Origin of the sequence: Paenibacillus sp. IITD108, from assembly GCF_036541265.1 — a bacterium.
GTDB lineage: Bacteria > Bacillota > Bacilli > Paenibacillales > Paenibacillaceae > Pristimantibacillus.
On sequence record NZ_JAZHCT010000013.1, the window covers coordinates 1 to 13,506 of the forward strand.

The window sequence follows — 13,506 nt, forward strand, 5'->3', positions numbered from 1 at the left end:
CTCTGACCATCTAGGGAAGTTGTCGATTCATTCCACAAAACAAAGTCTGCTATTGCAAAATACTTATTGAGGTTTTTCAACAGCCTGACATTTGCACAATTTCAACTATGCTTTATTGCCAAAACAAAAACCAAACAAGGATAAACGGCTCCGCCGTCCTTCGCTTGAACGAAGGAGGGGCGTTTACCGATGAAGTATAGGAACAGGTATAAGGTGAAAACTTATACTTTCCTACCAATTCAAAAAAGCCGGAGAAAATCCCTCCGGCTTCGGTATGCTCACACTACTCAGCGTACATTTTTTCGCGCAATGCTTTAATTTCATCACTTTCAAGATACTCATCGTAGGTTGTCATACGATCGATAATACCGTTCGGTGTAATTTCAATAATGCGGTTGGCAACGGTTTGTACGAACTGATGGTCATGCGAAGTGAACAGAACTGTGCAGTCTGTATCGATCAAACCGTTATTCAGCGCTGTGATGGACTCCAAATCAAGGTGGTTCGTCGGCTCATCCATAATAAACACGTTAGCGCCTTCCAGCATCATCTTCGACAGCATGCAGCGAACCTTTTCTCCTCCGGAAAGAACGCTGGCTTTTTTCATCGCGTCATCGCCAGAGAACAGCATTCTGCCCAAAAATCCGCGCAGGAACGTCTCGTCCGGGTCTTTGGAGTATTGGCGAAGCCATTCGACCAGATTTAGATCAACGCCCTCAAAATATGCCGAGTTATCCTTAGGGAAATAAGCGCGTGTTGTCGTAATTCCCCACGAATATGTGCCTGAATCTGGTTCAAGCTCGCCTGCAAGCGTCTGGAATAAAGCTGTTTTCGGCAAGCCATTAGGACCTACAAAAGCAACCTTATCGCCTTTGTTAATAGCAATTGTCATATTATCGATTACTTTTGTTCCATCCACTGAAATCGTAAGGCCTTCAGTAAGCAGCAACTGCTTGCCAGCCTCCCGCTCGCCTTTAAACAAAATAAATGGATACTTGCGATTAGATGGACGAATATCATCCAGTGTAATCTTATCAAGCAATTTTTTACGGGAAGTAGCCTGCTTCGACTTGGATTTATTAGCGCTAAAGCGCTGAATAAACGCCTGAAGCTCTTTAATTTTATCTTCCTTCTTCTTATTCTCGCTGCGCATAAGAGAAAGAGCCAGCTGGCTGGATTCGTACCAGAAATCATAGTTGCCGACATACATTTGAATTTTGCCAAAATCAATATCCGCAATATGCGTACAAACTGTATTCAAAAAGTGACGATCATGGCTGACTACAATAACTGTGCCTTCATAATCTGCCAAGAAATCCTCGAGCCAGCGAATCGACTCAATATCCAAGTGGTTGGTAGGCTCATCGAGCAGCAAAATATGCGGAGAGCCAAACAAAGCCTGCGCCAGCAATACTCGAACCTTCTCATTGCCGCTCAGCTCGCTCATCTTCTTATCATGAAGCTCAGGCATAATGCCTAGGCCATTAAGCATTTCAGCCGCCTCTGACTCAGCTTCCCAGCCATTCATATCGGCGAATTCGGCTTCCAGCTCACCAGCACGCATGCCGTCTTCATCAGTAAAGTCTGCTTTTGCATACAAAGCATCCTTTTCCTTCATAACCTCATACAGCTTTTTATGACCCATAATAACGGTCTCAAGCACAACATGCTCGTCGAACTCATAATGGTTCTGCTTCAGTACAGCGAATCTCTCGCCTGGCGTAATATGCACTTCGCCTTGTGTCGGCTCGATTTCGCCGGAAAGAATTTTTAGAAATGTAGATTTACCTGCGCCGTTAGCGCCGATTAGGCCATAGCAGTTGCCTGGCGTAAATTTAATATTAACATCCTCGAATAACGCTTTTTTGCCAAAGCGCAATGTAATACCCGAAGTACTAATCATTGATTTAATCCCGTCCTTCACTCTTTGTGCTTATCACAGACCATTATAGCATATAATGAAGCAATAATTCATAGAAAAACCCACAGGTGCCGCGAAGCAGCATTTTCCCTTGTGGGCTGATCAGTTATATTTAACGAATTTGGCTCGTATAACTTGCATTACCAAGCAAGCTTAATTGCATCGCCGGTACGCGATGATTCGTAGATCGCATCCAAAATACGATTGTTTGTATAACCGCTTAAGCCGGATGTAATCGGCTCTTTTCCTTCCCGGATACAAGCAACGAAATGGCGGGCCATCAAATAGCGCTCATCATCGCCTTCCTGCGGTTCAATTTCCTTCGTAATGACCTCATCTCCCTCGTAGGTTTCAAAGGTTGCCTGTTTGCCTACGATGGAAATGCCTCCTTTGGTGCCCATTAAATATATAAACGGCGCTTCTGGCAATCCTGCTGCGTGTGCTGCCCAGCTAACCTCTAGCGATAAAGTTGCTCCATTATCCATTTTGATCAAGGCTGAAGCCAAATCCTCGACATCATAAAAACCGTTCCAATCCGGCGTGCCCCAGCTTCCAATTCCGCGGCGCTGCGGTCCAAATTCGGAGTAAGTAGAGCCATAAACAGAAATTGGCTTTGGACTTCCCATTAAGTATTGCGACAAATCGAGCATATGAACGCCGATATCGATAAGCGGTCCGCCGCCCGATTGCTCCATTCTAGTAAACCATGAGCCCCAGCCCGGAATCCCCTTTTTGCGCAGCCACCCTGCTTTGGCGTTATAAATATGTCCGAGGTCGCCGTTATCGATCATTGCTTTGACAGCGCGGCTAAGCGGAGTCCAGCGCATTTGATGCGACATCATTAATATTTTGCCAGATGCCTTGGCAGCTTCAACAATAAGTCGCGCTTCTTCAGCGTTAATAGCCATCGGCTTCTCCAGCAGCAAATGCTTGCCTTGCTGCAAGGCTGCAATAGCGAGCTCGGCATGAAATTTATTCGGCACACCGATTATAACCGCATCGATTTGATCATCCTCAAGCAGCGCTTGCGGTGATACATGCACCTTCTTAATGCCATGCTCCTGTGCGCGCTGCTGCGCAAGCGGCAAATAAACATCGGTAACAGCGGCAATCTCTGCCCCTTCAATATGGCTGAAAACCTCCATATGAACATTGCCGATTGCTCCTGCACCAATCATTCCAATACGAATCTTCTCTAGACCCATGAGATACCTCCGATTATGATGACCAAAATAGATACAATTCCCGCTTTATTTGCCCGCTACCCGCCAAGTCTCACCGTGCGGAAGCACGATGATCTTCTGCTCATCCATACGCAGCCTGCGGCGTTCAGCCTCCAAACGATCAAGCGCCTCGCGCGGCGTGTCATCCGCAAGCTTGAACGAGCCATAGTGCATCGGAACAAACAGCTTTGCCCCAGTATCCAAAAAAGCTTGAAGCGCTTCCTCTGGCGTAACATGCTGCGGCCCCATAAACCACTCTGGCTCATAGGCGCCTATCGGCATTAAAGCAATATCTATTATATACCGTTCTCCAATTTCCTTAAACCCGGCAAAATATCCGCTGTCTCCCGCAAAATAAACAGTGGGCGCCTCGTTTACAATTGGTCTTGCCGCTTTGCTGTGTTTGGCTACAGCAGATACATAGGCCAAGGCGTTTTCCGTGCTTTCTTCACTTTTGCCGCCAGCTTGACTTAAAGCACTTTCCAGCGGCTTCATAATCCAGCCGCCCCAGTGTGAAGAGTTCGTATCCCATGGATTGCGTCTCGTCCAATGCTGAGAAGGTACGAATATAAATTCAACCCCTCCAACAACTATCGAATCCCACCAATTCAGCTCCTGCACCTGATCGAAGCCCTTCAGCTTCAGCTTGGAGCTCAAGCCTGCTGGAACAAGAATTTGCTTGCCTCGAAGCTTGCGAAGCGAAGTAATGTTCAAATGATCATAATGGGAGTGGGAGATTAGCACCACATCAATCGGAGGAACATCCTCGATTGGAATGCCTGGCGGCGACAAGCGCTTCTGCATCGCCATCTGCCCTGCCCAGACCGGATCGGTAATAATATTAAGTCCGCACAGCTGAATGAAAAAGGTGGAATGCCCTACCCATGTAACCGAAGGCATTTTACCGTTATTTTTCAAGTATGGAAGATCAGGTTGCACGTTGGGAACTACATACGAATAGTCCTTATGCTTAAGCTTGCGCGCTCGCTCCTGGCGCCAGCGTTTGAACTGCTTGAAGGAATTTTGCTGTTTAACAGGATCCATATTGCAGTATTTTCGAATTCTCATTTACTCACCTCTTAGCCAACAGATCGAATTATTAATAAGATACCAAGCGCTAGTATTAAAATGCAAATAGTAACATCCTCATAATTGGTATTTTTGTGGCAATGAATTGCCTTTCCTCATTTTACGCTTTTAAGATTAGAGAAATATTAAAACATACAGTAAATAAATACTTTCTAATTATTTAAATGCTAACTGTTAATATTAGTTACGAAAGCTTGATTGGCCCCATAAGTATTTCTCTAGACATATGTATGCGGCGGCGAGCATCACAGACAATAAAATGGTATAGTAACTATATACCTTAAAGCGATAATTTCAAAACAAGGAGGCCATGATGAAGCTAATATCGATCGAACCAACACCTAGCCCCAATTCTATGAAGCTTAATGTTAGCGAGCTGCTCCCGCGCGGACAGCGACTGGATTATAAAGCATCAGACAGTGAGCAAGCACCTGAATTATACCGCAAGCTGCTAGCCATTCCCGGCGTGCGCGGCGTATTCCGCACAGCAGATTTCATAGCGCTTGACCGCAGGCCTGGCGCAGACTGGTCCGTTATTCTTGGAGAGGCCAGCCAGCTATTTGACAATAGCGGCGCGGGGCAAGATGACGGCCCTGCTGCCGCCGCTGGAGTGACCAGCTATGGCGAAGCCCAGGTGCTTGTCCAAATGTACCGCGGCATTCCTATGCAAATCCGCGTAAGATTCGGCGATAACGAGACAAGAGCCGCCATGCCGGAACGGTTCGTAGAAGCTGTTACGCGCGCAGCGGGCTCCACTATGATTCGAGAGCGCAAGCTTGAGGAATTTGGTGTCCGTTATGGCGAGCCCGAGGAAATCGCGGCAGAAATTATTAAGGAGCTTGAAGCTTCATACACGCCTGAGCGTCTGGAAACTTTAATTGAAGCTTCGCTTGCCCTTGGTTCAGCAGAGGCGCCGCCTGAAACACAAACGATCAGGCCGCAGCCGCTGCAGCTTGCAGAGGTCGAAGAGAAATTCCAGTCGGATGACTGGCAGGAGCGCTATGCGGCGCTTGACCGTTATGTCAGCTCAGAGGAAGGCCTGCCGCTGCTTGCAAAAGCGGTTAAAGACGAAAACACTTCGATTCGAAGACTAGCCGTCATATATTTGGGAGACTTGCAATCCAAAGATGCATTGCCTTATTTGTATACCGCATTGAAGGACAACTCCGCTTCGGTGCGTCGTACAGCTGGCGATACACTGTCCGATCTTGGATTTACGGAGGCTATCGCCCCTATGATCGAGGCGCTGCAGGATAAAAATAAGCTTGTGCGCTGGCGGGCAGCCCGCTTCCTCTATGAAGCGGGTGATGAAACTGCACTTGAAGCTTTGAGGGAAGCTGCCAAGGATGCTGAATTCGAAATACAGCTGCAAGCGCGCATGGCGCTTGAGCGTATTGAACGCGGTGAGGAAGCAGCGGGCTCGATTTGGCAGCAAATGACTGCGGCCCGCAAGCAGCAAGGTTAAATTTTGTGCCTGCCACATCCAATAGAATGATGTATTTTGGCAGGACTTTCCTTATTTTAGGCTGATTAACTTTTTTAATCATCTACTTTTTCTTAAAAAAGCCGAGCGGACTAGTGCAGTCCCTCGGCATTTCGACTTTATGCTTACTGTCAGTAATCTAACTGAACCGTCACGAGCTGCGAGCTTCCGTCCTTCATCTCGCTAAAAGTAGCTTTATAGCTGATCGTCCGATTCAAAGCCTCCATAGATTTTTTCAAAGCATCCTTAATGCCGGTAGAGGCATCATAACGGAAGGTTACCTCCTTGGCATTTGCCTTTATCGTCCGGTGAAATAATTGCGACATTTCGTCGACCGTGCTGACTGTATGCTCATCATCATACCAGTGCAGGCCAATCTGCTCTCTAATCGCAGTAAATTTGGCGATTTCCTCCGCTGCTTTGCCCTGGTCACCATCCTTAGGCTGCTTGCTTGCAATAAGCAAATTTAATTGCTCGCTGTAATTTGTGTCAGCTGAAGGATAAGTTTTGGTCCAAGTATGATCCTTCCTAAGCTGCTTATCCGTAACTAAATAATAATCATAGGTGCCGCCTTCAATATTCGTCGGATCATCCCAAGTAACGTCCAGATGGTACCAATTGCCGTCGAGCTTCACCAAATTCCAGGAATGCAGGCCGGTATCCACCTCGCCCTCGGTAATCATATTTTCTATGCCTGCCTCACTAAGCAGCCTGTACGTTATTAATGAGTAACCTTGGCATACGGTCGTTCCTCTTGTCAGCGCATCATATGCCGTATAATAAGTCAATGATTCGTCGTATTCGACATTATCAACAATCCAGTCATGGATGGCAAGCACCTTCTCATGATCATTCATGCCCTTGTGAATTATCTTTGCCAATATATCCTTGGCGCTGCGATTTACCAGCTCCGTCTGCTCAAATGATTCGCGATAAGCAGCATCGATATTAATTGTATTTTTATCGCCCCAGCTTTTCGTATTAATACGGTAGGAGGACAAAATATAAGCCGTATAGTCATCTGCAGCTAGTGCAGTATCTACGAGGTTCTGCAAATTGTTGGACAGCTTGCTGGAATTACCATAATAAGTAATCGTAAATTGTTCTTCTCTATTTAAAAATGCTTTTCTGATCTTCTTTTCCAGCTCAGCATATTCCTCATCTACTGCGGGATTATTCTTTTCAAGCTTTTCATCCATGCTTTCGAGCACATATTGATCATCCTGCTTGCCTGACTGCTCCACAGATGCCGTCTCACTGCTGTCGTCATGCCCTTTGCCGTCGGTTTGCGAATCTGATTGTAAAATAGCTGCTTCGTTCACATCAGCTGGATCTGAAGCTTTCTTCACAAGCGTATTTACATAGTACACGCCAAATATAATCAAGCCTATCAATAACAGCCTCATAAACTTGCCCTTCATCGTCGCTGCCCCCTTTCGCCTGTCTAATAACAGCATATGCTCGAGCAGTGCTTGTCACACCTGTTCATTCTGCATTCAAACAAAATATGATAGGATGGCTATCTCAACGGATTGCAGCTTTAAGCTACAGCTTACTTACAGCCTGTTTAAATTGCTTTGCTTTTTCGATAATAAGCTCATACTTGCCTTCTCTAACCCATTCCATATTGACTAGCTTGCTGCCCATCCCTACAGCCACCGCGCCGGCACCGAAATATTCGGCAATATTGTGCAAATCAACGCCGCCAGTAGCAATAATCGGGATATGGTCAAGCGGCGCTTTAATTTCCTTCATATAACCTAAGCCCAAAGATGCCATCGGGAACAGCTTGACTGCATCTGCTCCAGCCTCGTAAGCTTTCACAATTTCAGTAGGCGTCATGGCGCCTGGCCATACAGACAAGCCGTGCTGCCTGCCGTAATCAATAACAGCTTCATCTACATTAGGCGAAATCAAAAATTGAGCGCCAGCGGCCACGGCTTCCTTCGCGCGTTTCAAATTCGTTACTGTGCCGGCACCAATATGAGCTTGCTTTCCGAATTTATTTTGCCAGCGCTCAATCATTTGAGCAGCTCCGTCTGTGTTCATCGTAATTTCCATAAAAGAAATGCCGCCAGCTATAAGCGCCTGTGCCGTTTGATCCGCATGCTCGTTATTGATTCCGCGAAGTATGGCAATAATTTTATGTTTCATTAATTGATTCAGCATCTCATTCAAATGAATAACCTCCCTATGAGCCCCAATATTGCTTTAATATTTTAATAAACAAATTTGGAAATGGCAGCTGCTCCATATCTTCCTTGCTGATCCAGCGATACGCTTCTTTGCTCTGCTGCGCCGAAGCTCCGGAATGAGCTTCATAATTAGCAGCTGCTTCTGCAGCGGATGCCGCTTCCTCAGCGCCGCCGCCTAAAACGCCCAAATCGGCAACATATACTCTCATTCTCCAATGAATATGGCTGAATATATGATCCCCATCCATCAGCCATTGCAGCGGACGAATAAAAAGTCCTGTTTCCTCTTCGATTAAGTCGCCGAGCATTTTGGCCAGTTCAGGCTGTTCTTTATCGGCCTTTTCCGCAAACCATTTCTTGCTTTCATTAGCCAAAAGCAAATGCGGAAGCTCCCACATCTGTGCAAGCAGCCCTTCGGCCGGACGCTGGCGAACAAGGATCTTGCCCTGATGCACTCCGCTGCCTTCCACAATAACAGCACCTCTATATTCATCCCGCGGCGGCTTTGCTTTTGTTTTGATCGGCAGCACTTGCTCCATTCCTTCCAAGCGTGCCGAGCAATGCTCCATAACCGGGCAAATCAAGCAAGCTGGAGATTTCGGCGTGCAAATCAAAGCGCCAAGCTCCATCAGCGCCTGGTTGAAATCTCCCGCTTCTCCTTCTGGAATAAGAGAGACCGCCAGCTTCTCGATCGATACTCTCGTTGCCGGCTTGGCAATATCGTCCTGCAGCAAAAAATACCTGGACAGCACACGCATGACATTGCCATCCACAGCAGGCTCTGGGCGATTGAAGGCGATGCTCATAATCGCTCCGGTCGTATACGGGCCAACTCCTTTAAGGCTTGCAACCGATGCCGTATCATCGGGTATTATTCCTTCGAAGCTTTCCATTACCATCCTGGCACCTGCTTGCAGGTTACGTGCGCGTGAATAATAGCCCAGACCTTCCCAGCATTTCAGCACTTCTTCCTCCGGCGCCTCCGCCAAAGCTTTTACACTAGGAAACTTGTCCATAAATCGCTTGTAATAAGGAATGACGGTATCAACTCTCGTTTGCTGAAGCATAATTTCCGATACCCAAATCCGATACGGATCTTTATTTTCTCGCCATGGCAAATCACGCTTTTGCGCCTTGTACCATGCCAGTAATTCTGTTCCATATATGCGTTTTCTATCTAATTCGTTCATCCCAACCACCTATTCGCTTGCTTGCTGTAAGTTTGTTTCATCATATGATACACTACTAATAGCTACACTCTATTATACGAGCTAACATTATACAATACTATGCATTATTACATAAGTGCTAGGAGGACAGACCATGTCTACAAAAATTTCTACGGGAGTCAAGTTAAGCGCAGCAGCGATTTTACTCGTTTCCCTTGCAGCCTGCGGCGGCGGCGGCGGCGGTAAAAAAATTACCGGCAGAGAGCTGCTGGATGCTCCTATGGAAGTATCCACTGTTTACAAAGTGAGCTGCGTAAGCTGTCATGGAACGGATCTGCAAGGCAGAATCGGCCCCAACACAAATTTGCAAAAGATTGGCGAACGACTTTCCAAAGAGGAAATCGCCAAGCAAATAGAAAATGGCAGCGAGGGTATGCAGCCCTTCAAGGATACATTGACCGCAGAAGAAATTGACGGCTTAGCTACTTGGCTTGCAGGCAAAAAATAATAAGTATAACGGCTTCTCCGTCCTTTGGACAGGCGCGTTTCCCGGTGAATTATAGGAATAATAATAAGGCGAAAACTTGCACTCGTTTCTAGATTTTGGAGAAATTACTGCTTCGTATAGCAAAACGCCCCTATAAACAACTGCCATAATTGCCTAATGGTTGCCAGAGAGGCTATTTCGATTATTTTAGCTCATTTGAGAATGTAATGGTTGTCACGAGCGCTATTGTCCCCTTTCTCGAGCAAAATCAGTGCTTTTGGGGAAATTAAGCGCAACGGCAACCGTTAGAAAATTCAAACCGTCATTTTTGCACGAATAGCGTTTGTGGCAACCTTTAGAAGTTCATCATTGCTCAGTATACTCTGCGACGAAGTAAGTCAGCTCGACTTCAGTAATGGACCGCCGGTTTCACCAGTTGCTTCAAGGCTTACCTGCCACATTAAAGCCCCGAAAGTTGAGTTATAAATTTTTATAAATTTAAAAAAGGTATCCCTTTGGCTTAACGCCAAGCGGATACCCTTTTTTATTTGTTTGCTAGCTGAATATTAGAGACGCTCTGCTACTGCAAAGGCTGATGCCAGATGATGCTCATGCGTGATCGTAACGTGTAGCTTCACTTGATTGGCATCCAGACCGAGTCTTTCCCAGGCCCTTTCCGTCAGCGAGCACTGCGGCTTGCCAAGAGCATCCTTGGAAAGCCCAATATCCGTAAAGCTGAGCACTGCTCCTAGTCCAGTTCCGAATGCCTTTGCCACCGCTTCCTTGGCAGCAAATCTGCCCGCTGCAAATTGATATAATCTTGCACCGGTGTACTGCTCTGCCAGCGCCCTTTCGCACTCAGTCAAAATCCGCTCTATAAAACGCTTGCCCGCTTTTCCTTCAAGCACTGCTGCCACGCGGTCCACTTGTACGATATCATGCCCAATGCCAATGATCATTTAAAAACCGCCTTACCGTTAATTTTGCGCAGGACCGCCGATCACTTTCTCATAATGAAATTCATTGCCGGCTGAATCGGTAATGTCAACGACCGCCTTGTTTGGCACGAGCAGATCAGCGAAAGCACCTTTTGCACTGTAATTATATTTGGCGAAGCCTGGGAACTCAAACTTATTGCCCGTCTCTTCCTCTATCGCTAATGGAACTGTTATCGGCTCTTCATCAGCTTTAGCAGGATCTAGCGATTGAATCGATACGGTTGCGCTGACAGGTGCTCCTATCCCTTCAGGCAGCCAAACCATCAATCTTACAAGCTGCTCATCAGACTCATAGCCGTTGGATACCCGCAGCGTCATATGCGCCTCCTCGCCCATCTCATGCCAATGAACCGGTTCAGAAGAGTTGAAAACATCAGCGTTGGGCGGAGAAGTCGAGGACAGCCAGCCCGCAGCAATAATCAGACAAATCGCCACTGCAATTTCCGCACGCACGCCCGCCAGCAGCCGCTGTACGCTAGCTCCGCTGCTTTTGTTTGCCTCGCTTGCAGCATACAAGCTGGAAAGGCCGGAAGAATTCTGGCTTGGTGACACGGCAGCTTCGATAGCCGGCATAAACCATAATCTGTGCAGCGCGCCCAAAACAATAATGAGCAGCAAAAGAAATGTTTTTACGAGAATTAGAAATCCATATTGGCTGGCAAACAGCTGCTTGTAGGAAGTAATTTGCGCAAAGGTTAGCCATAGCGCACTAAAAGTAATAATGACGATGCTAGGCAGCGCCCACTTGGCAAATCTGCCCGCTACCTCATTAATACGATGAATGGACGATGGACGGCTGGCCAGAGAAAATAAACCAACCAGTCCTCCCAGCCAAATTGCAGCCGCAGCAATATGTATCGTATGAGCTGTTATTAAGCCGAATGCTCCTGTCTCCGCCGCATTCGCATGGCCTGTCAGCGGGAAGGTTACCATTAAACCGGCTGCTGCTAAGTATTGCAGCGGTCTGGCCCAAGCCTGCTCCTTTTTCGGCGCAAAAGCAAGCAGCAAAATCAATAGCGCGCCCGCAGGGCGAAGCATAGCAATTTTACCTATTGAGGTCGCAGTTGCAATCGTTGTAATCGGAATGCCGCCAAGCTGGTCGGAGAGCATGGACAAACGAGCTATGCCGCTAACTGCCCAGATAAGCGCTGCTATAATCATTGTAATTCTTTCAGCTTTTTGACTAAAGCCATACGGGGCCTGCTCATCGCTTTTCCACATAAAATAACGGAAAAACAATATGCCCACAATAGCGACAGCAGCAATAATTTCGGCTATGCGCATTGCAACCATCAAATTTTGTCCGCCAACATGTTCATGATCGCCTGATGAATGATCATGCTCAGCCGCAATATATGAAAGCGTCCCCTCATCATATGGATATGCAGCGGCTTCAGTTATGGACGGAGCCGACGGAATCCACATCACGATTAGAAGCATCGTTAAAAAACCAAGTATTGCAAATTTCTTCATTATGGATAGCCCCCGAATTTCTAATTTAAGGTATAACCATTATTGTATCAGAATTATGATCTATTCGCATGACCACTAAGAGCCAGCATCTGTGAAGGATATGTGAAAAAAGCTGCCCCAAGACCAGCTTGGATGCAGCTTTAATAGGTTTATGATGATGCGTGTGGTCTTAAACGCCTGGTATTGGCGATCGCTTGTGCTCAGTGCGCAAATATTGCTGCTCAAGCTTTTGCTTTGCGGCAGGATCAATATCTTTGCCTTCCAAGTAATCATTAATATCAGAATACGTAATGCCCAGCTCATTCTCGTCAGTTTGGCCTTCCCATAAGCCGGCAGTCGGCACTTTATCAAGAACGCTTTGCGGTACGCCGATATGGGCGCCGAGCTGATACACCTGGCGTTTATTCAAGGATTGCAGCGGCTCGATATCAACTGCGCCATCGCCCCACTTCGTATAAAAGCCGGTAATCGCCTCAGAAGCATGATCCGTGCCAACTACTAACAAATTGAGCTCCTGGGCTATGGCATATTGTACGACCATGCGTGTTCTTGCCATCACATTGCCTTTCGTTGCGCGGCTCAAATGTCTGGACATCTTGATCGACTTGAAGCTGTGCTCAACCTCCAGCGCAATTTCGTCGACAGCCTCTTCAATATTTGTTTCTGTCTTGTAAGCAAGCTGAAACGCTTCTGCCACCTCATAGCTATGATCAATATCCGTTTGCTGTCCATAAGGCTGAAATACGGCAAGCGTCATATATGAACGGCCGGTTTCCGCAGACAATTCATCCGTGGCCCGCTTGCATAATCCAGCTGCCACAGCACTGTCGAGTCCGCCGCTGATGGCAATTAAAAAGCCGGTCGAACCAGATTTTTGCACATATTGCTTGAGATAATCTACTCTGATGCTTACTTGCTCTTCAACATCTATGAAAGGCTTTACGCCAAATCGTTCAATAATTTGCTGCTGCAAGCTCATAATGTACTAGCCCCTTAACAATATTTATCAAATGCCTCCGTCAAATCAGCAGCGATTTCTGCTGCAGAACGGTTTTCAATAGAATGGCGCTCTATAAAGTGAACAAGCTCGCCATCCTTCAAAAGCGCTATAGAAGGCGATGAAGGCGGGTATGGCGCAAAATATTCACGAGCTTTGGCAGTAGCTTCTTTATCTTGGCCTGCAAACACTGTATACAGATGATCTGGCGTCACGGAATGCTCCAAAGCTTGTGCAACGCCTGGACGGCACTGGCCAGCTGCGCAGCCGCAAACAGAGTTGATTACGATTAGCGCAGTGCCTTCAGCACCAGGTACATGCTCTTCTACTTCCTCTGGCGTACGAAGTTCTTTAATTCCTATTCTTGTTAGCTCATCACGCATTGGCTGAACCATATCTAACATATATCTCTCGAATGACATCGACATATTCAAACACTCCTAATTACATTATTTTAGCTACTATTATACC

At 46.7% G+C, this 13,506-nt stretch carries 12 protein-coding genes; 2 read left to right on the top strand and 10 right to left on the bottom strand.

Going from position 1 to position 13,506, the window contains the following annotated elements; translation table 11 throughout:
• Positions 1 to 283: 283 nt before the first annotated feature.
• The 3 genes from V1L65_RS13225 to V1L65_RS13235 all read right to left on the bottom strand — a co-directional run bounded on the left by V1L65_RS13225 (position 284) and on the right by V1L65_RS13235 (position 4,212).
• Entirely contained in the window at positions 284 to 1,903 is a 1,620-nt protein-coding gene (locus V1L65_RS13225; RefSeq protein WP_331699640.1) for an ABC-F family ATP-binding cassette domain-containing protein, read from the bottom strand.
• Between the two features lie 158 nt (positions 1,904 to 2,061).
• Positions 2,062 to 3,126: a Gfo/Idh/MocA family protein gene (locus V1L65_RS13230; RefSeq protein WP_331699641.1), complete on the bottom strand. Its 1,065-nt coding sequence runs from the start codon at positions 3,124 to 3,126 to the stop codon at positions 2,062 to 2,064.
• A 45-nt stretch (positions 3,127 to 3,171) separates the two neighbouring features.
• Positions 3,172 to 4,212 (bottom strand): MBL fold metallo-hydrolase, encoded by a 1,041-nt coding sequence (locus V1L65_RS13235; RefSeq protein WP_331699642.1) that lies wholly within the window; start codon positions 4,210 to 4,212, stop codon positions 3,172 to 3,174.
• Between the two features lie 334 nt (positions 4,213 to 4,546).
• Between V1L65_RS13235 and V1L65_RS13240 the strand changes: the two genes are divergently transcribed.
• Positions 4,547 to 5,698, top strand: coding sequence for a conserved virulence factor C family protein (locus V1L65_RS13240; RefSeq protein WP_331699759.1), 1,152 nt, complete (start codon positions 4,547 to 4,549; stop codon positions 5,696 to 5,698).
• Between the two features lie 149 nt (positions 5,699 to 5,847).
• Here the strand turns inward: V1L65_RS13240 and V1L65_RS13245 are convergent, their stop codons facing one another.
• The 3 genes from V1L65_RS13245 to mutY form a co-directional block, all read right to left on the bottom strand.
• Positions 5,848 to 7,137, bottom strand: coding sequence for a transglutaminase domain-containing protein (locus tag V1L65_RS13245; protein ID WP_331699643.1), 1,290 nt, complete (start codon positions 7,135 to 7,137; stop codon positions 5,848 to 5,850).
• Between the two features lie 124 nt (positions 7,138 to 7,261).
• A complete protein-coding gene (locus tag V1L65_RS13250) occupies positions 7,262 to 7,885 on the bottom strand; it encodes a bifunctional 4-hydroxy-2-oxoglutarate aldolase/2-dehydro-3-deoxy-phosphogluconate aldolase (RefSeq protein ID WP_331699760.1) in 624 nt (207 codons plus the stop codon).
• A 22-nt stretch (positions 7,886 to 7,907) separates the two neighbouring features.
• Positions 7,908 to 9,101, bottom strand: coding sequence for an A/G-specific adenine glycosylase (gene mutY, locus V1L65_RS13255; protein WP_331699644.1), 1,194 nt, complete (start codon positions 9,099 to 9,101; stop codon positions 7,908 to 7,910).
• Between the two features lie 133 nt (positions 9,102 to 9,234).
• On the opposite strand from mutY, the gene V1L65_RS13260 reads away from it, so the two are divergent.
• Complete coding sequence (locus V1L65_RS13260) at positions 9,235 to 9,588, top strand: c-type cytochrome (RefSeq protein WP_331699645.1); 354 nt, start codon at positions 9,235 to 9,237, stop codon at positions 9,586 to 9,588.
• Positions 9,589 to 10,133: 545 nt separating this feature from the next.
• On the opposite strand, the gene acpS is transcribed toward V1L65_RS13260, so the two are convergent.
• From acpS to V1L65_RS13280, 4 genes are all read right to left on the bottom strand, one after another.
• Complete coding sequence (acpS, locus tag V1L65_RS13265; RefSeq protein WP_331699646.1) at positions 10,134 to 10,526, bottom strand: holo-ACP synthase; 393 nt, start codon at positions 10,524 to 10,526, stop codon at positions 10,134 to 10,136.
• Between the two features lie 18 nt (positions 10,527 to 10,544).
• A complete protein-coding gene (locus V1L65_RS13270; protein ID WP_331699647.1) occupies positions 10,545 to 12,038 on the bottom strand; it encodes a copper resistance D family protein in 1,494 nt (497 codons plus the stop codon).
• A 169-nt stretch (positions 12,039 to 12,207) separates the two neighbouring features.
• On the bottom strand, positions 12,208 to 13,017 hold the full coding sequence (gene nadE / locus V1L65_RS13275) for an ammonia-dependent NAD(+) synthetase (RefSeq protein ID WP_331699648.1): 810 nt from the start codon (positions 13,015 to 13,017) through the stop codon (positions 12,208 to 12,210).
• A gap of 14 nt (positions 13,018 to 13,031) precedes the next feature.
• Complete coding sequence (locus V1L65_RS13280) at positions 13,032 to 13,463, bottom strand: BrxA/BrxB family bacilliredoxin (protein ID WP_331699649.1); 432 nt, start codon at positions 13,461 to 13,463, stop codon at positions 13,032 to 13,034.
• Positions 13,464 to 13,506: the final 43 nt, after the last annotated feature.

Bases quoted from the DNA above. Each gene is read 5' to 3' on its own strand.
- V1L65_RS13225 (WP_331699640.1), bottom strand. From the start codon at position 1,903: ATGATTAGTACTTCGGGTATTACATTGCGCTTTGGCAAAAAAGCGTTA.
- V1L65_RS13230 (WP_331699641.1), bottom strand. From the start codon at position 3,126: ATGGGTCTAGAGAAGATTCGTATTGGAATGATTGGTGCAGGAGCAATC.
- V1L65_RS13235 (WP_331699642.1), bottom strand. From the start codon at position 4,212: ATGAGAATTCGAAAATACTGCAATATGGATCCTGTTAAACAGCAAAAT.
- V1L65_RS13240 (WP_331699759.1), top strand. From the start codon at position 4,547: ATGAAGCTAATATCGATCGAACCAACACCTAGCCCCAATTCTATGAAG.
- V1L65_RS13245 (WP_331699643.1), bottom strand. From the start codon at position 7,137: ATGAAGGGCAAGTTTATGAGGCTGTTATTGATAGGCTTGATTATATTT.
- V1L65_RS13250 (WP_331699760.1), bottom strand. From the start codon at position 7,885: ATGCTGAATCAATTAATGAAACATAAAATTATTGCCATACTTCGCGGA.
- mutY (WP_331699644.1), bottom strand. From the start codon at position 9,101: ATGAACGAATTAGATAGAAAACGCATATATGGAACAGAATTACTGGCA.
- V1L65_RS13260 (WP_331699645.1), top strand. From the start codon at position 9,235: ATGTCTACAAAAATTTCTACGGGAGTCAAGTTAAGCGCAGCAGCGATT.
- acpS (WP_331699646.1), bottom strand. From the start codon at position 10,526: ATGATCATTGGCATTGGGCATGATATCGTACAAGTGGACCGCGTGGCA.
- V1L65_RS13270 (WP_331699647.1), bottom strand. From the start codon at position 12,038: ATGAAGAAATTTGCAATACTTGGTTTTTTAACGATGCTTCTAATCGTG.
- nadE (WP_331699648.1), bottom strand. From the start codon at position 13,017: ATGAGCTTGCAGCAGCAAATTATTGAACGATTTGGCGTAAAGCCTTTC.
- V1L65_RS13280 (WP_331699649.1), bottom strand. From the start codon at position 13,463: ATGTCGATGTCATTCGAGAGATATATGTTAGATATGGTTCAGCCAATG.